The organism is Dyadobacter sp. 32 (genome assembly GCF_902506755.1).
GTDB lineage: Bacteria > Bacteroidota > Bacteroidia > Cytophagales > Spirosomataceae > Dyadobacter.
Genome location: NZ_LR735258.1, coordinates 1,555,577 through 1,577,765 on the forward strand (window position 1 = coordinate 1,555,577; position 22,189 = coordinate 1,577,765).

At 43.9% G+C, this 22,189-nt stretch carries 19 protein-coding genes; 9 read left to right on the top strand and 10 right to left on the bottom strand.

Annotation, left to right across the window (positions count from 1 at the left end; genetic code table 11):
- Window positions 1–26 precede the first annotated feature (26 nt).
- The 3 genes from DYADSP32_RS06245 (at window position 27) to DYADSP32_RS06255 (ending at window position 5,018) form a co-directional block, all read left to right on the top strand.
- Window positions 27–1,235, top strand: a complete 1,209-nt coding sequence (locus tag DYADSP32_RS06245) for an MraY family glycosyltransferase (protein WP_149243525.1) — start codon at window positions 27–29, stop codon at window positions 1,233–1,235.
- A gap of 85 nt (window positions 1,236–1,320) precedes the next feature.
- On the top strand, window positions 1,321–3,591 hold the full coding sequence (locus tag DYADSP32_RS06250; RefSeq protein ID WP_149243524.1) for an NADP-dependent malic enzyme: 2,271 nt from the start codon (window positions 1,321–1,323) through the stop codon (window positions 3,589–3,591).
- A gap of 323 nt (window positions 3,592–3,914) precedes the next feature.
- On the top strand, window positions 3,915–5,018 hold the full coding sequence (locus tag DYADSP32_RS06255; RefSeq protein WP_149243523.1) for a T9SS type A sorting domain-containing protein: 1,104 nt from the start codon (window positions 3,915–3,917) through the stop codon (window positions 5,016–5,018).
- Between the two features lie 98 nt (window positions 5,019–5,116).
- Here DYADSP32_RS06255 and DYADSP32_RS06260 read toward each other — a convergent pair whose 3' ends face one another.
- A complete protein-coding gene (locus tag DYADSP32_RS06260) occupies window positions 5,117–5,908 on the bottom strand; it encodes an alpha/beta fold hydrolase (RefSeq protein WP_414617563.1) in 792 nt (263 codons plus the stop codon).
- Between the two features lie 364 nt (window positions 5,909–6,272).
- On the opposite strand from DYADSP32_RS06260, the gene epsC reads away from it, so the two are divergent.
- Window positions 6,273–7,103: a serine O-acetyltransferase EpsC gene (epsC, locus tag DYADSP32_RS06265; protein ID WP_149243521.1), complete on the top strand. Its 831-nt coding sequence runs from the start codon at window positions 6,273–6,275 to the stop codon at window positions 7,101–7,103.
- Between the two features lie 94 nt (window positions 7,104–7,197).
- On the opposite strand, the gene DYADSP32_RS06270 is transcribed toward epsC, so the two are convergent.
- Window positions 7,198–7,791, bottom strand: a complete 594-nt coding sequence (locus DYADSP32_RS06270; protein WP_149243520.1) for a TetR/AcrR family transcriptional regulator — start codon at window positions 7,789–7,791, stop codon at window positions 7,198–7,200.
- A gap of 209 nt (window positions 7,792–8,000) precedes the next feature.
- Complete coding sequence (gene ppk1, locus DYADSP32_RS06275; RefSeq protein WP_149243519.1) at window positions 8,001–10,097, bottom strand: polyphosphate kinase 1; 2,097 nt, start codon at window positions 10,095–10,097, stop codon at window positions 8,001–8,003.
- Between the two features lie 143 nt (window positions 10,098–10,240).
- Between ppk1 and DYADSP32_RS06280 the strand changes: the two genes are divergently transcribed.
- Window positions 10,241–11,266 (top strand): aldo/keto reductase, encoded by a 1,026-nt coding sequence (locus DYADSP32_RS06280; protein ID WP_149243518.1) that lies wholly within the window; start codon window positions 10,241–10,243, stop codon window positions 11,264–11,266.
- Between the two features lie 89 nt (window positions 11,267–11,355).
- Here the strand turns inward: DYADSP32_RS06280 and pyrE are convergent, their stop codons facing one another.
- Both pyrE and DYADSP32_RS06290 read right to left on the bottom strand, forming a co-directional pair.
- Window positions 11,356–12,000: an orotate phosphoribosyltransferase gene (gene pyrE, locus DYADSP32_RS06285; RefSeq protein WP_149243517.1), complete on the bottom strand. Its 645-nt coding sequence runs from the start codon at window positions 11,998–12,000 to the stop codon at window positions 11,356–11,358.
- 1 nt (window position 12,001) lies between these two features.
- Window positions 12,002–13,303: a hemolysin family protein gene (locus tag DYADSP32_RS06290; protein WP_149243516.1), complete on the bottom strand. Its 1,302-nt coding sequence runs from the start codon at window positions 13,301–13,303 to the stop codon at window positions 12,002–12,004.
- Between the two features lie 247 nt (window positions 13,304–13,550).
- On the opposite strand from DYADSP32_RS06290, the gene DYADSP32_RS06295 reads away from it, so the two are divergent.
- A complete protein-coding gene (locus DYADSP32_RS06295; protein ID WP_149243515.1) occupies window positions 13,551–14,246 on the top strand; it encodes an NUDIX hydrolase in 696 nt (231 codons plus the stop codon).
- 37 nt (window positions 14,247–14,283) lie between these two features.
- On the opposite strand, the gene coaD is transcribed toward DYADSP32_RS06295, so the two are convergent.
- From coaD to DYADSP32_RS06315, 4 genes are all read right to left on the bottom strand, one after another.
- On the bottom strand, window positions 14,284–14,763 hold the full coding sequence (gene coaD, locus DYADSP32_RS06300) for a pantetheine-phosphate adenylyltransferase (RefSeq protein WP_149243514.1): 480 nt from the start codon (window positions 14,761–14,763) through the stop codon (window positions 14,284–14,286).
- Window positions 14,764–14,847: 84 nt separating this feature from the next.
- Window positions 14,848–15,753, bottom strand: a complete 906-nt coding sequence (locus DYADSP32_RS06305) for a DUF3822 family protein (protein WP_414617564.1) — start codon at window positions 15,751–15,753, stop codon at window positions 14,848–14,850.
- Between the two features lie 78 nt (window positions 15,754–15,831).
- Complete coding sequence (locus DYADSP32_RS06310; protein WP_414617565.1) at window positions 15,832–16,311, bottom strand: NUDIX domain-containing protein; 480 nt, start codon at window positions 16,309–16,311, stop codon at window positions 15,832–15,834.
- A 61-nt stretch (window positions 16,312–16,372) separates the two neighbouring features.
- Window positions 16,373–16,813, bottom strand: coding sequence for a CBS domain-containing protein (locus DYADSP32_RS06315; protein ID WP_414617566.1), 441 nt, complete (start codon window positions 16,811–16,813; stop codon window positions 16,373–16,375).
- Window positions 16,814–16,952: 139 nt separating this feature from the next.
- Here DYADSP32_RS06315 and DYADSP32_RS06320 point away from each other — a divergent pair, with 139 nt between their 5' ends.
- On the top strand, window positions 16,953–18,383 hold the full coding sequence (locus tag DYADSP32_RS06320; RefSeq protein WP_149243512.1) for an AAA family ATPase: 1,431 nt from the start codon (window positions 16,953–16,955) through the stop codon (window positions 18,381–18,383).
- Between the two features lie 24 nt (window positions 18,384–18,407).
- Here the strand turns inward: DYADSP32_RS06320 and DYADSP32_RS06325 are convergent, their stop codons facing one another.
- The gene (locus DYADSP32_RS06325; protein ID WP_149243511.1) at window positions 18,408–19,367 is read right to left on the bottom strand and encodes an L-threonylcarbamoyladenylate synthase; all 960 of its coding nucleotides are present in this window, start codon (window positions 19,365–19,367) and stop codon (window positions 18,408–18,410) included.
- A gap of 287 nt (window positions 19,368–19,654) precedes the next feature.
- On the opposite strand from DYADSP32_RS06325, the gene DYADSP32_RS06330 reads away from it, so the two are divergent.
- Together DYADSP32_RS06330 and DYADSP32_RS06335 are read left to right on the top strand one after the other, a co-directional pair.
- On the top strand, window positions 19,655–21,394 hold the full coding sequence (locus DYADSP32_RS06330; RefSeq protein ID WP_149243510.1) for a GMC family oxidoreductase: 1,740 nt from the start codon (window positions 19,655–19,657) through the stop codon (window positions 21,392–21,394).
- Window positions 21,395–21,526: 132 nt separating this feature from the next.
- Complete coding sequence (locus tag DYADSP32_RS06335; protein ID WP_149243509.1) at window positions 21,527–22,162, top strand: gluconate 2-dehydrogenase subunit 3 family protein; 636 nt, start codon at window positions 21,527–21,529, stop codon at window positions 22,160–22,162.
- Window positions 22,163–22,189 lie beyond the last annotated feature (27 nt).

A 22,189-nucleotide genomic window follows, 5' to 3' on the forward strand; every position in this document is an offset into this window, starting at 1 on the left:
GATAAAGTAACACATCACAAGGGAGAATGATAAAATTATTACCCATACAGATATTAAGTGAAGGCTTGTTCAACAACATTATTCACCATGATGTTTATCAGTGCATCCTTTCATTTCTTATTGCCTGCTTTTTATCAATTATAGCCATTCCTATTATTATTAATCTATCGGGATTGCTTAATTTGACAGCGAAGCCTGGCTTTCGGAGCTCACATCAGACCGAAACGCCAACCCTGGGAGGGATTGCTATTTTTGCGGCTACCCTTATCTCCTACTTCTTATGGCCCCATTCAGAAAACATAGTAGAATCCAATCTGATCAATCTCTCGATGACCGGCGTGGTCATCTTGTTTTTCTTAGGTCTTAAAGATGACATTCTGGCGGTGGATCCCACCAAAAAGCTGATCGTACAGATATTTGCATCCATGATCCTTGTGGCGATGGGTAATTTCAAAGTCGATAATTTTTACGGAATTTTCGGCATCAATCAGATTCCCGACCTCGTCAGCATACCCCTTACCATATTTATTTTTATTGCCATCATCAATGCCATCAACCTCATCGACGGCATCGATGGTCTGGCGGGAGGTATCAGTCTCATTGCAGGCGTTGGGTTTGGAATCTGGTTTATTCTTAACGAACATTTTTCATTTGGATGCCTGGCATTCTCTATGTCCGGTTCGTTGTTGGGTTTCCTACGATTCAATTTTTCTAAAACAAGCAAGATCTTCATGGGAGATACCGGCTCATTGATTGTTGGATATCTATTATCCATTTTTGCAGTGGAATTTTTATCTCTGAATGTTGGCTACCTCTACGATCCCAATGCATATTTCAATGCACCCATCATCGTGATGGTTCTTTTGATCGTTCCCATTTTTGACACGCTTCGTGTGTTTATTGTCCGAATCGTTAAGGGAGGATCTCCGTTTGTTGCTGACCGTAATCACATGCACCACATTTTGCTTGATAGTGGCCTAAACCATTTCTGGGCCTCTTTCACTTTGTGGATGGTCACCATCGTAAACACTTCACTATTCTTCGCCTTTCACGGCGATATCAGTAACACGGCATCTTTTTACATATACATCGGCATGTTTGTCATGTATATGGTATTCGCCTATTTCATGAAAAGGCGTGCTTCCTTTAACTCCCGCAAAAAAAAACTGATGAGTAGCCCCTCTTTCAACGACGAGAATATTTCGCCAACGAAAAAAGTTCTCAAAGATTTGTGAACCAAAATTCCCCTTCATATTAAGTCCTAAAATCATGGCGTTGCCATGAATGTTTGTACCTTAGCAACAAAAATGGTGCTACCGTATGAACAAGAAAATCAGAAAAGAAGACGCGCTTTATTACCATTCCAAAGGACGGCCTGGTAAAATTCAGGTTATTCCCACAAAAGAGTACAATACGCAAAGAGACCTTTCCCTGGCCTATTCACCCGGAGTAGCCGAACCCTGTCTCGAAATCGCTGAAAATGTTGAAGACGCTTATTTATATACTGCCAAAGGTAATCTTGTAGCAGTCATAAGCAACGGTACAGCTGTGCTGGGGCTGGGTGATATTGGCCCGGAAGCATCCAAACCCGTTATGGAAGGCAAGGGTTTACTTTTCAAGATATACGCCGATATAGACGTTTTTGACCTGGAACTTAATACCAAAAATGTTGATGAGTTTGTCAGGACGGTAAAAATTCTGGAACCAACTTTTGGCGGAGTAAATTTGGAGGATATCAAAGCGCCCGAATGCTTTGAGATCGAGGAAAGACTTAAAAAGGAACTGAATATTCCGGTCATGCACGACGATCAACACGGAACTGCGATCATAAGTGCTGCCGCCATGCTCAACGCTTTGGTTCTGGTGAAGAAAGATATCAAAGATATACGTGTTGTCGTTTCCGGTGCCGGGGCATCGGCTGTATCATGTACCAAGCTGTATATTGCCCTGGGTGCTGATCCACAAAACATTGCCATGTTTGATACCAAAGGGCATATCAACAACGCCCGGACGGACCTCAACAGCATGAAAAAGCAATTTGCGACCGATAAAACGTACGCTTCCCTTGAGGAAGCAATGGTTGGATCGGATATATTCCTGGGCCTTTCTACTGCTGATATCGTATCCAAGGATATGGTAAAATCCATGGCCAAAGACCCGATTGTATTGGCTATGGCAAATCCAAACCCAGAGATCCCCTACCCCGATGCGGTTGAGGCCCGGGAAGATGTGATTATGGCAACTGGCCGGTCAGATTACCCCAATCAGGTCAACAATGTGCTTGGTTTTCCCTACATTTTCCGTGGTGCGCTGGATGTAAGGGCTACTGAAATAAACGAGGCCATGAAACTGGCGGCGGTATATGCGCTGGCCGAACTGGCCAGAAAACCTGTTCCGGACATCGTAAATCTTGCGTATAATGAGACCAATATTGTTTTTGGCAACAAATACATCATTCCGAAACCCGTTGATCCCCGGTTGCTAACCACCGTGGCTCCGGCAGTCGCCAAAGCGGCTATTGAAACGGGAGTTGCCAGGAGAATTATCACCGACTGGGATGCCTATGAACAGGAACTATCCAGCCGCCTGGGAATGAATGAGCAAATATCCAGAGTGATCATGAACAAGGCCAAACTTGCCCCCAAAAGGGTGGTTTTTGCCGATGCTGAAAACATCCAGGTACTCAAAGCTGCGCAACAGGTACGTGATGAAGGGATTGCCTTTCCAATTTTACTGGGTAATAAGGATACCATTCAGAACCTGATTCGGGATAGTAAACTGGATCTGGGCGATGTGGCCATTGTTGATCCCCGCTCTGAAGAAAACGAGAAGATGATTGACGCATATGCAGCTAAACTCTATGAAAAGCGACAACGCAAAGGCTTAACGCCAATTGAGGCTCGGCGCACCATCTATTTCAAAAGCTATTTCGGGTCCATGATGGTGGAAAATGGGGATGCGGACGCATTTATTTCCGGTCTCACAAGGACTTATCCCGACACCATCCGACCGGCCCTGCATGTGATCGGGAAACAGGAAGGCGTAAACAAGGTTGCGGGTATGTACATACTTTTGACGCCAAAAGGTCCCCTTTTCTTTTCAGACACGACCGTTAATTTTGACCCAACTGTGGACGAAATTGTTGAAATAACGGAACTCACAGCAAGGGCGATTGAGCGCTTTAACATTGTGCCCCGTATTGCACTCGTTACCTATGCCAACTACGGAAGTGCAAGCGGAAAAGATGCTGACAAAATGAGTGAGGCCACAAAAATTCTCAAAAAACGAAATCCGGGAATGATTGTGGAAGGTGAAATGCAGGCTCACCTTGCCTTTAACACAAATCTATTACGGGAGAATCATCCATTCAGTGATCTTGTTGACGGCGGAGCCAATACGCTCATTTTTCCCAACCTTTCGGCAAGTAACATCGCTTACAATTTATTAAAAGAAGCGGCAGAACTCGAAACGATAGGACCCATCCTTTTGGGTTTAAAAAAACCGGTACACGTATTGCAGCTGGGAAGTTCAGTGAGGGAGATCGTAAACATGGTCGCTATTGCAGTTGTGGAGGCTCAGATGAAACAGTAAGTTTAACTTACCCAGATGGCGCATGATTACATTGCGCACACAGATTAATTGCTACTCAATCCCTTCATGGCTTAGTAAGATTAGTGAAAGCCGCCTGATCCGGGCGGCTTTCTGCATTCCTTATCCATCAATTTATCAGCAGCGCTTCTGTGAAGTTTTGCACCAAGCATACCGAGCAGGAAAGCCATGCTCCGATGGAATATTTATCTCAAATATTTGTCTCCTCCTTTTCACTTAATGACCTAAATATTAACCTGACTGAATACAAAATGAGCCTATCCGATCGTTTCAAAGCTAGGTAAACATCTTTTTCTGTACCCGTCATGAAAACTTTATACGTTCTCCTTCTACTTGTCTTCATCACTTTACCCAAGAGCTACGCAACCCATTTGTTGGGTGGTGAAATCAGAGCAGCTCACGTATCTGGTCAAACATACAAAATATCAGTTCACCTACAACTGGATAGAAACACGGGTACCAATGCATCCAATGCCATGCAATCGGTAAATGTTTGTTTTGGTGACGGACAGACCAGTGAGTTTCCCCGGGTTTCAGTGACAAGCCTATCAGAAGAACTGATGCTGAGTGTTTTTGAAAAGACTTATACGTATCCTTCATCCGGGACGTTTCAAATCTCGGCATCTATAAACGCACGTACCGGTGGATTTCTAAACCTGGAAAATGCTGAAACTGAAAACCTTTTTTTATGGACGGTAATAGATACCCAGGCGCCAAATGCAACGCCAATTCTGCCATATCCAACGCTAACTGCTGGAATACGGCAAATCTTTTCCATCGACCTCCAACCGTTAGTGGCTGACAAAGACAGTGTTACCATGCGCCTGCAAGCAGCAAGCAGGCCGTCGCCGGGAACCTGTGGTGTCAGAAGTCTGCATCCTTCATTTTTCTATCCCAATGATCTGACCAAAAATGGCACTTTTAAAATTGACCAGAAGGGTAAGAAGCTTATATGGAATGCCCCAGAGCGTGTAGGACGCTATGTATATGCTTTCGTCGTGTATGAATGGAGAGATGGGATCGCTATATCCGAATCGTATCATGAGGGAACCATCATTGTCTCCGACAAACCCGGAGAACAAGTCATAGTTCCTCAATATGAATCCGCCGGGTCTTTAATAACATCGGTGCCTCCGTCTGATGGTAACTCTCCGGAGGTTTCCATGACGATTAATGCATACCCAATTCCAACCGAAGATTTCCTTTCCTTCAGGGTGAGCAGTATTAAACCTTCCACTATTCAGGTACAGCTTTTCAACTTACAAGGACAAATGGTTCGAGCCATGTTTTCGAGGGAGCCTGTCTACAGCGTGCAGGACGAGTTCGATGTGCGTATGCTGCCAAAAGGACTATACATACTCAAAGCCGACAACGGCCAGGAATCCGTAAGCCAGAAGGTAGTACGGTAACAAAAATGGAGCGACTTTATAAATTAGTAGTCTAAGAAAACATTTCGGGTCGCCTTAAACAATTCGAATCGACCAGGACTTTTTGATTTATCCACCCATCAGTTTACATCCAACGAAGTTATTTGATCATGGAATAGTCGGCTTTTCATCAGCATCTCCTTGATCATAGCTGCATGTGTGTAGGTAATCATGTGCCCGGCGTTATGAAGGAAAATGTATTGCGCCCGCTTACTCTTTATATGTTTTTTTGCAAATTCCAGATTCAACGGGTCGGCAATCCAGTCATTCCCACCCTGAATGACCGTTGTGGGCACAGTGAGATTTTCCCAGACTGGTAGCAATTTCTTGAGTTCATTGGAATGGCTGTATTTTTCAGCAGTCGCCGTATTGAAGGCGCCAGGTAAAAAAAGCTGGATGAAAGAATTTCGGCCCCATTTGGAAAACCAGTAAAATTTTTCTTTATCCGGATCAATAACCGGTGAGACCATAATGAGCTCTTTTATCGCGTCGGGCATCAGCGTAACCATCTTAGCAGCAATAGGAGCGCCGTAGGAACGGCCGAGAACAGTAATTTTTTCACTGGACCGATTTAATGCCAGCACCGGCAGCAAGGCCTTCGCCTGCGTTTCTATGGAAGTAACAAATTTTCGCTTTTTCAACCGGGATTTCCCGTACCCAACCCGGTCTACCGACACAATATGAAATTGCTTCTGAAGATCAATATCATCCATCAGATTCATGTAACCCCAAAGTGACCCGGGAGCACCATGTATCAGTAACAACATAGGTAGCGTGTCGGCACCTATGGTAGCAATGCATAATGATAGGGTATCATTCTTTATAATTTGTATTGTGGGCTTATTTTCTTTGGTCGCATAGTGCTTTCTCACCTCCTTTTGAGTAATTAGATATCTTGAAAAACACGAGCTGAGAGCCAGGCAGAAAACCAGAATAATAATCTTGGATTTTATATATTCAAATAACTTCATAGTGGTGATTGAAATGAACTGTAATGTATTCCCCAATTATTAGCAACTCCGTTAATGAATCAAGACCAGTGATACTGAACTGATGATTATTCGCCTTGTTATTAAATTCAATATACGAGTTTAACCTTTGAAATGTGAACCCGCTCTAAGTTTTATAAAAGAAATATTAAAAATTTAATTTTTCTGTCCGTTTCTTTGTTGATACAAGTCAGATGTAAAAGAAAATTATCAATTATCATCAATTGATTGTTATCCAATCCTTAAAATGAACCAAACAGAGAAATTTTTTCTGGAACGCCTAGCCGCTCAAAATAAATCTTATCGTTACAAATTGCCTTCAAGACACGAGGCCGGGCAATTTATCCAGCAGTTAATAAATTTCCTATTTCCAATAAGCCAGGATTGCCTGAACGATGGTAAGCAAAGGGATCTTTTAAAAGATTATGCCAGCTTGCGTGAAAGACTTGATTGTATGCTAATTCCGCTCGAAAAAGAACTACAACGGGATAAGGAAGACGTGCTCGACGCTGTGTTCGCAAGTTTACCGGAGATCTATGATATGCTGCTCCTTGACGCAAAATCTATTTCCGACAATGATCCTGCGGCCGTGAGTGTTGAAGAAGTCATCGCTTTGTACCCGGGCTTTATGGCCATCTCTACTTATCGGATAGCGCATAGTTTTGCGCTGTGTGGCATTCCATTGTTGCCCAGAATGCTGACAGAGTTCGCACACGGACAAACAGGTATAGACATTCACCCCAATGCAACAATCGGTCATCCATTTTTCATTGATCACGGAACTGGGGTAGTCATTGGCGAAACGACCCATATTGGTAACAATGTAAAGTTATACCAGGGTGTGACCCTCGGAGCCACACATGTTTCCAAATCCCTTGCTTCGCGCAAACGGCATCCAACTATTGAGGATAATGTTGTTGTGTATGCCAATGCTACCATATTGGGCGGAGAAACCGTAATTGGCCATGATTCGGTCATTGGAGGAAATGCATGGATCGTGAAGAGTGTGCCTGCTTATTCCCAGGTGTACCATCAGAGCAAAGTGGAAGTACGCCAACAAGCTGCCCAATCCAGCTAGAAATTAGTTCACAGACAGCTTTTTTTTCCAAATAAAAGAACGAAGCCATCTGATGACGACTTCGTTCTTTTACTACCAACAGTTTGGTATAAAATCACATAATACTTTTTATAAACCTACGAACACCTTCCATATACACGGATTCCGCCTGCGGAAAGGCGTAGCGTGGCTGAGTGGTCATGGTAATGGAAATGAAACCATAGGTAAGGCACCACCATTCATAATAGGTTTTGGTAACTGCTTCACCAGATTTGGGCCGCAGTGCGCCTATCATCTCCCACACAGGGTTGTCCTTTATATTCATAGCCTGCGAGTAAACCCTTTTGGAATCACAATAAGCTCCCTCAAGATTAAACATCACCTGAAAAACTTCTGGATTTTTAACTGCAAAATTCCAGATAGCCTGAGCTACCTCGGCAAGTTGCTTCTGTGGATTGCCAAAATGACCTTTGATTTTTAAAAATTCAGCTTGTAAGAAATCAAATCCTTCCAAACGGATTGCTTCCAGAAGCTTATCCTTACTTTCGAAATATTCATACAGAATCGGAGGGCTGTATTCAATGACCTCAGCTATTTTACGAATCGAAACGGCAGTCCACCCATCTTCACGGGCGATTTCCTTTGCTGTTTTTATGATATCGGATCGAACCTGAGTTCTAAGCCGTTCTCTCCGCTCTACTATTCCCATGCTGTAGACTCTGTTTTTTGTTGAAGTACAGTTATATACTTTCAAATATAAGGATATACTCCTTACATCTCAAGGACGTTCTAAACTTAAGTTGTGATTGATAAATCAGTATTTTTCAAATGCCCTAAACGATGCATTAAGAGCACTTTTCATTAAAACATCCAACTCAATTACTACAAGCCCGAAAATATACAGCGATGACAAGCGCTTCACTCCGGTTTGCGGCTGGAAACAATCCTTTCAATTTTCTCGGTCAGTTTGTAATTAGCATCCTGGGCACGGATCTTTGACAACCCCTCATCTCCGGGCCTCAGATTATTTTGATAAGCATCCAGTCGCACAGACTTCTGGTTGTCATTCATGTAATTTTTAAGAACCTGTCGAACCTGGCTTTTGAGCCCATCGTCCAGAATAGGAAAACATACATCTATTCTTCTGTGCAGATTTCGAAAAGTCCAGTCGCAGGAGGATAGATAAATTTCGTCATTTCCCCGGTTTCCAAAATGGAATATCCTGGTATTTTCCACATAGCGATCAATGTGCCGGCTCACAATGATGTTGTCACTGATGGTGGGTAAGCCCGGAATCAGACTACAGCTCTCACTTACAATGATGTGTACGGGTACCCCCGCTTTGCCTGCCTGGTAAAGTTTATCTATTAGCGAGTGATCTTGCAGCTGATTGATCTTAATCGTGACAAAAGCCCTGAGTCCTGCATTGGAATTGGCGATTTCACGATCAATCAAATCAATCAGCTTTTTTTGTATGGTGAATTGTGTGACGCTCAGATAGTTAAACGGCAAATATTTGTATTTCTTCGGTTCGTCCTGCGTAAACAGATATCCGAACAACAGCTCCAGTTCGTTGGTTAGCTCCCTGTGGTTGGTAAGCAGTGCGTGATCCACAAACTCCCGGCTCGTAAGCCGATAAAACCCGCCAGTACCTAAAAAAGCATAGCGCTCCCAGCCCTTCTGCACCCTTCTTTTCACCAATGCGATCTTAGCGTGGACCTTAAGACCGGGATCACTGAGTACAATCTTTACACCAGCGTCTCTCATTTTTTTGGACCAGTGTAAATTTTCCTGGATATCCAGTTTCGAATTTAATTCAACATAGGTGATCACCCTTTTCCCGTTTCTGGCAGCACTGATAAGAGAATTTAAAATAAAAGAATTAGGGCTTATTTTATACAACGACACGTGAATCTCTTTCACGTATGGATCAATAGCCGCTTCGTTAAAAAACCGAACGATCGGCTCATAAGAATGATAGGGCAAATGCAACAGTTGATCGGCCCTTTGAATAGAAGCAAATATGGACTCGGTCTCTACAAGGTCAATGCTTTGAATAGGTTTTTGAAAAGGATATTCCAGCTTCTTTGACATCTGAGGAAAAGTGGCCAGATCCTGCATAAAAATATAATCCCCCCTTTCGTACATCTCATTCATTGGAATTCCTACCTTGGAGGATAAGTACTCACGCATCTCCCTGGGCATTTTCATTTCATAGAAAAACTGCATCGGCTTCACAAAATTCCTTTTCTCCAGCTGTTTCAAAATACGTTGCGCAATGGGCGCGGGGTATTCGTCTTCTATTGATAATTCCGTATCCTTTTCTCCCCTTAAAGCGTAGCACTCTATGATATCAAATCCTGGAAAAAGAGTCTGCAGATTCTCCCTGATCACGTCTTCAATGAATGCTACATGTTTTTTCCCATCAAAATCAGGAAGCTCTACAAACCTGCCAAATGGTTCGAGGGGGACATTTACAACTGCGTAAAGGTCCTCCTCAGCATCTTCCCTGTATCTTAGCCTGGTAACCAGATACATCTCCTTTGACTCGAAAACGGCTAGCTTTGAATTTCGGCGAACATCAAGAAAAACAGGTTGTAAATACCTGAACAGCCGATCAATAAAAAATTTCCGGGTAAACGAAATATGCTCGGGCAGGAATGCTTCTTTGTAATATAAATGTACCCCCTGCTCATTCAATGCCGGTATGATCCCCGATACAAGGATGTCGTTGAACTCCCGTAACTGGTTGTCGACCGTTTCATATACGTGTTCAAGCAGTGACTGAGGGTACAGATTCAATTTCGCCCGGATGTCGCTGCTCACTTCCCTCATAGCAAGCAAGTTTGGGATTCTTGCTCTGAAAAATTCTTTTGTCTGATAGGAATATATCCCAAGAAAGCGAAGACGCTCGCGCAATGGAACCGTTTCGTCGTTCGCTTCAAGTAGTAATCGATAGTTATTGGAAAGCCAGCTTAGGTTTATATCGAAATAAGGATATGAGACATCAATCATTTAATAGACCAAAAAAGATTCGAATTTTTCTACAATATAAAGACATTTGGGCGGTAAGGATATAACTTTGCAACATAAAAATTAACGCTGTATCGGTGTGGTTCAGGGTTACAAAATTCATTCAACAAGTTTAAGTAAAAGTCATGCGCTATCAATTATTGGGAAGATCCGGCTTAAGAGTATCCGAAATTTGCCTGGGAACAATGACCTTTGGTACGGAGTGGGGATGGGGAGCTGACAAGCACGAAAGCTTTAAAATATTCGAAACTTTTGGTTCACAGGGCGGAAATTTTATCGACACGGCCAACAGGTATACCGAAGGTTCATCCGAAAAATTTGTAGGCGAATTCATTGAAAATGACCGGGATCACTGGGTTCTTGCCACCAAGTATTCTCTTAAGGATCGAAATGACGATCTGAATTTTTCAGGTAACCATCGCAAGAACATGATGCGCTCGGTAACATCCAGCCTGAAACGCCTTAATACGGAATACATCGACTTATTATGGGTTCATTTGTGGGACAATACTACCCCTGTGGAAGAAGTAATGAGAGGGCTGGATGATCTGGTTACACGGGGTCTTGTCCATTATATTGGCATCTCCGACTCGCCTGCCTGGATTGTTTCGCAAGCCAATACCATCGCCGATTTCAGAGGATGGAACGCATTCACTGCTTTGCAATTTGAATATTCACTATTGCAACGCACACCGGAACGGGATCTTATTCCGATGGCCAAAGCGCTGGATATTGCTGTAACGCCATGGGGAGCTATTGGCGGGGGTTCGTTAACCGGAAAATATTTAAGGGGCGAATCCGGACGTGTGCCCGAAGATAGCTCCAGGAGAGGTGAGCGAAGTAGTGAAATCGCCCGGGCCGTTGTAGCTATTGCCGATGAATTGGGGGTAACCCCTGCCCAGGTTGCTATCAACTGGACCCGCCACCGCAGCCAGGTAATGATTCCGATCATTGGTGCTTCGCGGGCAAAACAGCTTGAAGATTCCCTGGGTTGTTTATCATTCCAGCTTCCTCAGGAAATACTGAACCGCCTGGATGAAGTCAGCAAGATAGAGCTCGGATTTCCTCACGAATTTCTTAAATCGGAGGGTGTGAAAGAGCAGGCTTTTGGAGGAATGTACGAGAAACTGGATAATCACAGAGGATGGTAAGTGAATTTCCTCCGGCATTCCAGGCGCCAACCGCCCGCTAACTTTTCAAATACAAAAGCCAGTAGCAGTCAACTACTGGCTTTGCTTTATTATTTACCCCAGGTCTCAGGACTTTCCCGCCATGCACTCAGACGCTCCACCTGCTCAGCGGAAATGTAGTCATGTGCCAGGGCGGTTTGAATCAAAGCATTGTAATTGCTTATTACGCTCAACTTCACACCCTTTTGGTTAAAATTATCCTCAGCCAAAGCAAAGCCATAGGTAAAAATGGCAACCATCCCGGCCACGTCAATACCAGCAGACCGCAAAACATCCACGACCTTCAGTGAGCTTCCGCCTGTTGAGATCAGATCTTCAACTATGATTACAGTTTGACCGGCCTCTATCCGACCTTCGATTTGGTTGCCCATACCATGTTTCTTCGGTTCAGGTCTTACATAGGCAAAAGGCAGTTCGAGCAAATCCGCGATCAAAGCTCCCTGTGCAATACCTCCGGTAGCCACGCCAACCACAACTTCAGCCTCCGGATATTCGCGGCGAATGAGGTCGGCCAGGGCTTTTTTAATATAAGTACGTGTGTCAGGATATGACAAGGCAACCCTATTATCACAATAGATTGGCGATAGCCACCCCGAACTCCACTGAAAAGGCTTATCAGGACTTAATTTTATTGCTTTTGCTTCCAGCAACAGCTCGGCTACACGATGGGCCGAATCAACTAATTCGTTGGGCATACTATTCTTTGTTTGCTTCTTTTTTATTTTGTTGAACCAGTAGTTTGTCAATTCTGCTACGATCCATATCCACTACTTCAAAACCGAAATCCTTCCATGCGAACTTCTCACCTGTCTTGGGTATATCCTCCAGAATATGAAGTACAAATCCGCCGAGGGTATTAAACCCTGTCAGTTCCTTACGATCGGCTTCCTGCAAATTTATCTCAAAAAACTGAACAAAGTCATCGAAAGGAATCTGGGCATCGATCAGAAAGCTTCCATCTTCCCTCCTTACAATTTCCGAATCCTCCCCGCTTTCCTCAGAAATATCGCCTACCAACGCATCCATGATATCATGCAAAGTCACCACACCCAACATGCCACCGTATTCATCAACGATAATACCGTAATATACCTTCTGCTCTTTGAATTTTTCCAGTGCCTGATAGGCGCGATTACTTTCCGGCAGGTACACAGGCTCCCGGATCACCCCCGAGAGGTTCGCAAGCTGAGCCTCCAGATCAACGGCGATCAGATCTTTGACATACACCAGGCCCACCACTTCATCCACCGTATTGCGGCACACAGGATAAATGGAATGCCTGGATTCGATTATCTTGGCCTTATTCTCCTCAACAGAATCTTCTACATCGAGCCAAACGATTTCCTGTCTGTTGGTCATCAGAGACGTAACTTTCCGATCTCCCAGCTGGAAAACATTATGAACTATTTCTTGTTCAATCTCCTCAAACACCCCTCCACTGGTACCTTCCTGTATCAAACTTTTGATTTCTTCCTCAGTTACAGCATTCTCGCTTTGTTTAATATTGAGCAAGCGTATGATTAAATCACTCGAAAAGCCTAGCAGGCCGATAAACGGTGCGGTTACTTTCGACAGCAGGTTCATGGGTGTGGCCATGAATTTGGATATTGCCTCAGGGTTGGCCATCCCTAACCTTTTTGGGACCAATTCGCCCAACACCAGGGACAAATACGTGATCCCAACAAGTACGGTACTAATAGCAATGGTATGACTATAAAGACTGAGAAATGGAATCGTTGAGATAAACCTTTCCAGATCCGATGTAAGGTTGTCACCGCTATACATACCGGTAAGCAATCCGATCAGCGTAATTCCGATCTGTACGGTTGAAAGAAATCTAGTGGGTGAATTGGCAAGTTTCAGCGCCGCTTTGGCATTGGTGTCACCATTTCTGGCGGCTGACTCCAGACGGGATTTTCTGGAGGAAACGAGTGCAATCTCAGACATGGAGAAAATACCATTGAGAAGCACCAGAAACAAAATAATAAGGAGTTCCAAGAAAGTTTAACTTTTTTACACTGCAAATTTACCAATTATAATCACTGTCTGATTACTTATACGATAATTTACTTACAGCCCGACCTCATTTCCAGTAAATTTCAGAATCAACAGAGCCGGTTACCTGCACTCAAAACACCTGAATGGTGAACCCTGGCCAAGGTAAAATTTGCTGAATTTATTTCCACCATGGTACTAAACTAAACTCTTTACTTAATTTTGCCAATTGTATCACCAATACCTGCTAATGATAATTTTTTTCGACGACCGTCCATTCCGAATTGTAAGGACAAACCAGCTTTCAACGGCAGAAACAGCTCATTTCGATCACATCATTGACCTTAGATTAGAAAAGCTCCAAAAACAGGAATTAACGGGACATATTCTTTTTTTGAATACCACCGCGGCCGCGGCTATTCAGGTTATTGGAATAATCGAAAAGCAATTTCCTCAGGAACTACTTTCGGTAACGATGGCAACCCGGGAGAAATCGGATGTAGAAGAAAAGATTAAAGGCCTGTATAAAGTTATAAAGGCTTCGGGAGGTGTGGTTGTTAAAGATGGAAAATGGCTCCTTATGTTTCGGAGGAAAATTTGGGATTTGCCTAAAGGCAAGCTTGATAAGGGAGAAAATTCTCAACAGGCAGCCTTACGTGAGATTCAGGAAGAAACTGGTGTAAAGGTTAAAGTAAAAGGAAAAATTTGCACCACCTGGCACACCTACACTTTGAACAACAATCGCATTCTTAAAAGAACAAAGTGGTTTTTATGCGATTGCATCGACGATACCAAGTTAATGCCTCAGGCTGAAGAACAAATAGAAAAACTGGAATGGTTTACCCAATCCGAGGCCAAAACAATTCTGATAAACTCTTACAGCTCGATAAGATACGTTGTAGACAGTCTTAAAAAGCAGCAAGGCGCAAAGGAAAATAGAGCCTAATGGACTTTTTTCTAAGGTTAAATCACCCCATTCCTCTTCAGGATTGGTTCAGCTTATCCAGCTCTCTGAGCGAGTAGGGCAAAAAGTCGTCAACGGACTGCCCGTAGCGGTGAAGATCCCGAATGATGCTGGAACTGATAGGTGCCAAATGAGGTGATGTAATTAAAAAGACCGTTTCAATCTCGGAATAGATGTAACGGTTCACCTGCGCGATACCGTTTTCGTATTCAAAATCAGTTGTATTACGTAATCCCCGCAATAGAAAAGTTGCGCCAATTTCTCGTGCAATATGGGCCGTTAAGTCGTCGTAAACGACAACGCGCACATTTTTCTCCCTTGCAAAAGTCCTCTCAATCAACTCCTGCATCACATCCAGTGTGAAATAACGCTTTTTGGTTGCGTTATTTCCAATTCCAATAACCACCTCGTCAAACAGCCGTAACCCTCTTAGCACAATATCCTCATGTCCCTTGGTGAAAGGATCAAACGAGCCCGGAAATAATGCGATTCTTTTCATCCTGAAACTATTAATGACAATACTTCAACCACTTGTCGACCAAATTACTTTCATCTTACCTTACACGAACTTTCCGGTGTTCTTTTATGAAGAAACCAAATAGGTATTAAAAAGTCCAAAGTAGCGATGCCCGGGAATGTCTCCACATTGTTTGCTATATCTCAATGTTTTAGGCCCGGCACCTAACTGAAGGTTTGGAAAAAAACGCCCCAACTCGGTGAAAACATCAGAAGACAGGCTAACATCCCCGTAACAAAGCATCTTCACCTCCTCAGGCAGCATATTCAGCTCATTCAAAGTGAAAAGAACGATGTAAGCCAATTCCTGAGGCTGCAGGAATTTGAAACGGTTGCAAAAGACCAACTGCTGGCCTTCCGTTACGATCAAGGTGAAATAATCCTTTTCCAAATAAAGGGAAACCATTTTCAACTCCTGATATTCCGCATGACTTACGAGCGCACCGATGATCAAAGGGCTTGTGAGGTGATAGAACGAAATATCAGAAGATCCGAAGTGTGCTACAAACCAATCGTACCACGTGGTGGGGATACTGAAAACATTAAAGGCATGGACTAATGGAAGCTCATGATATAGAACCTTTTCTCCGTCATATACTGCTCGTCCCAATGCAAACGTCAGATAACTGGGTGCCGCATCGTTTTCAAAAATGACGCTTGGAATCAGACTGAATGCGTGGGAGTTAATGGCTATTCGCACATTTTTCCAATGATTGGAAGACCACAGTACGTGCCCTGTAAAAATCCTTTTTAGCTTGTCAAAAATCTCTCCCTGACTCAAAACGGCATCAAAATTATAATCTTCAAGCCATATACATTCCATATCAGCATCTCGCACAATGCAAAATCGGATACGACGCTCGTCAATCTCGATGCACAAAGTGCAAACATCAATACTGTTGGGGTCAAATGAATTGTCTCCTACCAATAAAGTAGGGATAATGTCAATTGTCTGGTTTTCTGTTTGTGCCACTAGGAATCAAATAAATTTAAAAATGCAAGATATTAGAAATACAATGTTTCTATTTCCAAATACTCACGACTGTATTAATTAGAAGCTCGTCTTCTTTGATAGATCTTCCAATTGCAATAAATCATCAAAAATGCTGTGTAGCGATCCATCTGGAAGTTTCTGAATTTCTTCCAGGCTCATAAAACGAATGGTCTCGATTATCTGATCCGTCCTTTCAAACTCCGGATCATGCCCCACATACATATCTCCCCGGAAGGAGGTTATCCTAAAAAATATTTCGATGGCATGGAGCGGCGGTTGAATAAATTCATTCAGAAACAACATTTCTCCGACTTCCACATCTAGCCCCGTTTCTTCCAGAAATTCCCTCACCAGAGTGCCCCGGCAAGATTCTCCAAACTGAACACCTCCTCCCGGAGGGGCCCAAAACAAATGATTACGACCTGGAAGGCGCATACCCGCCATCAGTATTTTGTCGCCAGATAAGCAAATGCCACATACCCGAACGCGAACGCGGTTAGCATAAACTTCCAGTAATCGCTCATCTCTCTTTTGCACTGACATTAATTTTGGAGGCGCAAAGATAACCAAGCAATCAAAACGAGCAACCCTTTATGGTCTAGGAATAAGGACTTCCTGAAATATAACTTTCCAGAGATTTGATATGTGCCTTCTGTTCACGGATTATTGCAGACACGATGTCGTTAATAGAGATTATCCCGACCAGCTTACCCTGCTGGTTAACCGGCAAATGGCGGATGTGCTTATCCGACATGATCTGCATACAATCTTCGATTTTCTGATCAGTTTCAACCGTAATTACCTTGCTGGTCATTACGTCATTAATCAGCGTATCGCGTGATGCCCGACCTTGAAGGATTACCTTGCGCGCATAATCCCGTTCGGAAAAAATACCAATCAATTCCTCGTTTTCTAGGACAAGAACTGCACCAATATTTTTTTCTGCCATGACCTCCAACGCCTGGAAAACCGTCGTTTCTCTGGTGATGGAATAAAGGGCATTGATGGGTTTGTTCGCTATTACCTGGGATACCTTCATAGAAGCTTAGGTTATTGTTGGATAAAATGGAAAACTAATATATGGATTTGCGTGATGAAAATCCAATTAAATCAAAGTATTATTTTGTTATGAATTGATGCCTTTGTTTTTTAAAATTCCTTAAAGTAGATTCGCTGTTATGGAAGCAGACCAAATATTACCATCTCAAAGATTAATCCGAAGCTTCCCATTCAAGCCAACTGAGGGCCAACTTCGTTTTTTCCAAAAAACAAATGATTTCCTGATTGAAGAAAAGGGACTGGAAAGGTATCGTGACTGCTTTCTGTTAAAAGGTTACGCTGGTACAGGAAAAACCACGATCATCAGTACGCTCATTAAAGTTTTGAAGAACTATGGATACAAATCGTTTCTGCTTGCTCCCACCGGGCGTGCCGCGAAGGTCATGTCCAACTATTCAGAAAAAGTTGCCCTTACAATTCACAAAAAAATTTACAAACAAACCGCCGACGCTTTTTCCGGAACGTTGACGTTTACCCGTCAGAAAAACTACCACGACAACACTTTGTTTATTGTTGACGAAGCATCGATGATTACGGATGATGCGGACTTTGGCAATCGCAGTCTGCTCAATGATCTCATTGATTTTGTGTTTGAGAATCCCGGCAACAAACTCATGCTCATTGGCGATATTGCTCAGTTACCTCCAGTTGGTAAGGAACTGAGTCCGGCCCTGGACAGGGACTATTTGGAAAGAACTTTCTACATGTCTGTCTTTGCCGAAGAACTTACAGAGGTTATGCGGCAGGATGAGCAATCGGGTATTCTGTTCAACGCCACAGAACTTCGTAACCAGCTCCAGCAGGAAAAACCAGCCATACGGATCGTTACCAAATCGTTCCGTGATATGTTTAAAATGACTGGTGAAAAACTGGAAGAAGGGCTAAGATATGCATACGAAAAGTACGGCCAGGAAAATACGATTATTCTCACACGCTCCAACAAACAGGCGGTCCAGTATAACGAGTACATCCGCAGAATGATCAACTTTTCGGAAGAAGAGTTGGATGCAGGCGACAGGCTCATGGTTGTGCGAAATAATTACAATATTCTGGATGAGGATTCCCCGGCCGGATTCATCGCCAACGGCGATTTTTTGGAACTTTTAAAGATCAGAAAAACGCAGGATCTTCATGGCTTCCGCTTTGCCGATGTCACAGTTCGCCTGACAGACTATGAAAAGCAACCTGAATTTGACGCTAAGATTATTCTGGATACGCTTCATTCGGCAACACCCTCCATGACATCCGAGGATAATCGCAAGCTTTACGAAAGTGTACAGCAGGATTACGCGCACATCCAGTCGAAAAAAGAACGAATGGAGGCCCTTCGTAAAGACCCGTATCTCAATGCCTTACAGGTGAAATTTGCTTACGCACTTACCTGTCACAAGGCCCAGGGCGGACAATGGAGCACGGTTTTTATCGATCAGGGGTATCTTCCTCAGGAGCAGGTAAATAATGAGTTTATCCGATGGCTGTATACGGCTATTACGAGAGCAACTGATGAGGTGTTTTTGTTAAATTTCCATCCCGAATTTTTCAAGCCGTAGTTAAAACATCCGAAATTATAAGGTCTATTCACCAATTGCTGCAGCCCTCCTGAGACGGTCGTTGATCGCACGTCCAAGATCCCGATCCGGAACCAGCTCGGCCCATATTTTATTTCCTGGTAAAGAATCGAGCTCGCGCAGGTATGAAAATAGATTATGGGCAGCTTCCTTTAAGTCTCCGTCCGGGCTCAGCAATCGTTGAACACGTACATCTACGCCTTCTAAAAACTGGTCGAATAGCAAGTAATGCGTCAACCCGTTTGCTTCAGTCGGAATATTGCCCCTGGTATTCAAAAAAAATGGTTTTCGAGGCGCATAGTGGCTTTTGAGCATCCCAGGTGCTTTTGGGTTGGATGACGAATGCGCAGTAAACCTAACCGCTCCAATTACTCTTTCAATATCTTCGAGGGCCAGCCCGCCTAGCCGGTACACAACTGGCTGCTCGTCAGCAAATCCAATAATCGTTGATTCTATACCCACGCCACATTCTCCTCCATTCAATATATATGGAATCTTATTGCCCAATTGCTCGGCTACATGATTGGCAGTGGTGGGGCTGATGTAACCAAAAGGGTTCGCACTGGGTGCCGCCAAAGGAAAATCGAGCTGACTTAAAAGTTTCAAGGTAAGTGGATGCGAAGGAATACGCACGGCAACCTGGTCGAGCCCGGACGTGACCAGATCTGAAACAACCTGAGATTTTGGCAAAAGTAACGTCAACGGCCCCGGCCAGAATCGCTGAGCCAACTGCTCTGCTTTTTCAGGAATCCTGGTTACAAACTTGACGACCTTGTCTATACTGTCCGTATGAATAATAAGCGGATCGAAGGAGGGCCTGTTCTTAACCTCAAATATATTAAGTACTGCCCTATCGTTGAGCGCATTAGCCGCAAGCCCGTACACAGTCTCCGTAGGAATGGCAACCAGCTTCCCCTGTTCCAAAAAGACTTTTGCAAGTTCAATATTTACACCAATATCAGCCAAAGTAATAATTGTTTTTAAATCCAAAGATACATAAAACGAATTTATCAGCAGTCGGAGAGGTACATTGAGCAGCAGTTTCAGTAAGATAATAGATGTTAAATCCTGTGTAATCCTTTAAAACCAGGATTCCGTTAAGCCTAAAACCGAGGTGCACTACACAGGTTAGACAGCTCAGTCATTTAGATTGTTTTTAAATAGCCGTGAAAGTTTATGCGATATGTTACTGTTATGTTTTCCGTATATATATTTATTGATTAAATAGTATTTTCTAAACCAATCCTTTAGTTATGTTTCAGATTAAAGAACAAGCTGCTGCTTTTGATGTCTGCATTGTCGGCTCCGGTGCCGGAGGTGGAATGGCTGCATATCAACTTGCGAAAGCTGGTTACAAGGTGGCTCTTTTGGAGGCCGGTGGATATTTTGACCCTAGAGATCCCAAGTATATTACGCAGCTGAAATGGCCCTGGGAGTCTCCGAGAAGAGGAGCAAATACACATCGTCCATTCGGAGACTTTGACGCCGCCTGGGGAGGATGGGAAATCGATGGAGAGCCCTACACACGTAAAGATGGCACCAAGTTCGACTGGTTCCGCTCGCGTATGTTGGGAGGCAGAACCAATCACTGGGGAAGAATTTCTCTGAGATTTGGGCCGAAAGACTTTAAAAGACACAGTATTGACGGACTGGGAGATGACTGGCCGATCAGTTATGATGATGTAAAGCCTTACTACGACGCGGTTGACAAATTGATTGGTGTGTTTGGCACCGTGGAAAATATGGACAATGAGCCGGATGGTATCTTTTTGCCACCGCCCGCACCTCGTTTGCACGAACGTTTTATCAAAAAGGCTGGTAAAATCGCCAATATTCCCGTGATTCCATCACGCCTGTCTATTCTTACAAAGCCCATTAATGACGAGCGCGGCGTTTGTTTCTATTGCAGCCAATGCAGTCGCGCCTGCCAGGCATACGCCGACTTCTCTTCTTCGTCGGTACTCGTAATACCTGCTCTAAAGACCGGTAATGTAACCCTGATCAATAATGCGATGGCCAGAGAGGTCCTCACAGATCAGTCAACAGGGTTGGCAACGGGCGTGTCCTACGTGGACCGTGAGAAATTAACAGAACATACCATCAACGCAAAAGTGGTGGTTCTGGCAGCGAGCGCCGGCGAGAGTGCCCGACTGCTGCTAAATTCCAAGTCGGGTCGTCACGAAGGAGGTTTAGCCAACTCCAGTGGTATTGTAGGCAGATATCTTCATGATTCAACCGGGGCTTCCCGTAGCGCATTTCTTCCCCATTTGATGGATAGAAAGCGTTACAACGAAGACGGTGTTGGGGGCATGCACGTATACACGCCATGGTGGCTTGATAACAAAAAACTGGATTTCCCTCGCGGCTACCACATAGAATATGGTGGTGGTATGGGAATGCCCAGCTACGGTTTTGGGTCAGGAATTGAAAACATGAATGGCAAATACCCTACTCCAGCCGGAGTAACTAAACCAGCCGGAGGATATGGAGCATCTCTGAAAGAGGATTACAGAAGGTTCTACGGGGCCTATGTAGGCATGGCCGGTCGCGGCGAGGCCGTTCCAAGCATCAATAACTATTGCGAAATAGACCCAAACGTGGTGGACAAATACGGAATTCCCGTGTTACGGTTTCATTACAAATGGACCGATTACGAAATCAAGCAAGCCAAACACATGCATGAAACATTTGAAGAGATGATTCATGCGCTGGGAGGTGTGGCAATGGGAACCAAGCCGGGAGCAGATACGGACTACGGAATAGCTGCACCTGGTAGAATTATTCACGAGGTAGGAACGGTGCGTATGGGTAACGATCCAAAAACTTCCGCATTAAATAAATTTTCGCAGGCGCACGACGCCAAAAATGTATATGTTGTGGACGGAGGTTCATTTGTTTCGCAAGCTGATAAAAATCCAACATGGACGATTCTCGCGCTTTCAATGAGAGCTTCGGAGCACATCATTGAGCAGGTCAAACAAAAAAATCTTTGATCGCTGAATAAGATCAAAGTGTATTGAGGGACCCGAGATCATTATCAGAAAGTTCGGAGTAATAATAATTTTAAACAAAGCAAGCGTTATGAACATCCGGTTCATGACCCAGCTACTAGCTAAAATTTACAGATGAAACGCAGAGATACATTAAAAGCACTAACCCTCAGCTCATTGGGTTTTGCTGCTCTAAATCCACAGGAGACGCTGGCAGAAAGCAGAGCCGCTGCCGAAGCCGCTTTGCCTGATGTTCCCGTGAAAGTACCGGGCGGCAGGCTTAAAGAAGAGGCCATTCGTGACGCCCAACTGAATGCAGCTAAATTCTTTACGGTTGCAGAAATGGCAACCATCAAGGTATTGGCGGATATTATCATTCCAGCTGATGGAAAATCAGGAAGTGCCTCGCAAGCGGGTGTTCCGGCCTTTATTGAATTTATCGTAAAGGATATGCCCGCACAACAAACACCCATGAGAGGTGGATTGAAGTGGATAGACCGGGAAGCTCAAAAGAGGTTTGGAAAGGTTTTTACGCTCATTACCAAAGCCCAGCAAATTCAGATTGTCGACGACATCGCCTATCCTGAGAAAGCGAAACCAATGTATAGCCAAGGGGTTGCCTTTTTCAATCTGATGCGCAATCTTACTGCTTCAGGTTTTTACACTTCCAAAATTGGTATTGACGACATCGGTTATGTGGGGAATACACCAAATGTTTGGCAAGGACCACCCGAGGAGGTTTTAAAACAATATGCAAAGCACATTGAATAACACCTAAAAAGAAAAAGAGCGACCTGA

Coding starts and splice junctions, on each gene's coding strand:
- DYADSP32_RS06255 (WP_149243523.1), top strand. CDS start 3,915: ATGAAAACTTTATACGTTCTCCTTCTACTTGTCTTCATCACTTTACCC.
- coaD (WP_149243514.1), bottom strand. CDS start 14,763: ATGAAAAGAATCGCATTATTTCCGGGCTCGTTTGATCCTTTCACCAAG.
- DYADSP32_RS06250 (WP_149243524.1), top strand. CDS start 1,321: ATGAACAAGAAAATCAGAAAAGAAGACGCGCTTTATTACCATTCCAAA.
- DYADSP32_RS06280 (WP_149243518.1), top strand. CDS start 10,241: ATGCGCTATCAATTATTGGGAAGATCCGGCTTAAGAGTATCCGAAATT.
- DYADSP32_RS06320 (WP_149243512.1), top strand. CDS start 16,953: ATGGAAGCAGACCAAATATTACCATCTCAAAGATTAATCCGAAGCTTC.
- pyrE (WP_149243517.1), bottom strand. CDS start 12,000: ATGCCCAACGAATTAGTTGATTCGGCCCATCGTGTAGCCGAGCTGTTG.
- DYADSP32_RS06315 (WP_414617566.1), bottom strand. CDS start 16,813: ATGAAGGTATCCCAGGTAATAGCGAACAAACCCATCAATGCCCTTTAT.
- DYADSP32_RS06330 (WP_149243510.1), top strand. CDS start 19,655: ATGTTTCAGATTAAAGAACAAGCTGCTGCTTTTGATGTCTGCATTGTC.
- DYADSP32_RS06270 (WP_149243520.1), bottom strand. CDS start 7,791: ATGGGAATAGTAGAGCGGAGAGAACGGCTTAGAACTCAGGTTCGATCC.
- DYADSP32_RS06245 (WP_149243525.1), top strand. CDS start 27: ATGATAAAATTATTACCCATACAGATATTAAGTGAAGGCTTGTTCAAC.
- epsC (WP_149243521.1), top strand. CDS start 6,273: ATGAACCAAACAGAGAAATTTTTTCTGGAACGCCTAGCCGCTCAAAAT.
- ppk1 (WP_149243519.1), bottom strand. CDS start 10,097: ATGATTGATGTCTCATATCCTTATTTCGATATAAACCTAAGCTGGCTT.
- DYADSP32_RS06335 (WP_149243509.1), top strand. CDS start 21,527: ATGAAACGCAGAGATACATTAAAAGCACTAACCCTCAGCTCATTGGGT.
- DYADSP32_RS06295 (WP_149243515.1), top strand. CDS start 13,551: ATGATAATTTTTTTCGACGACCGTCCATTCCGAATTGTAAGGACAAAC.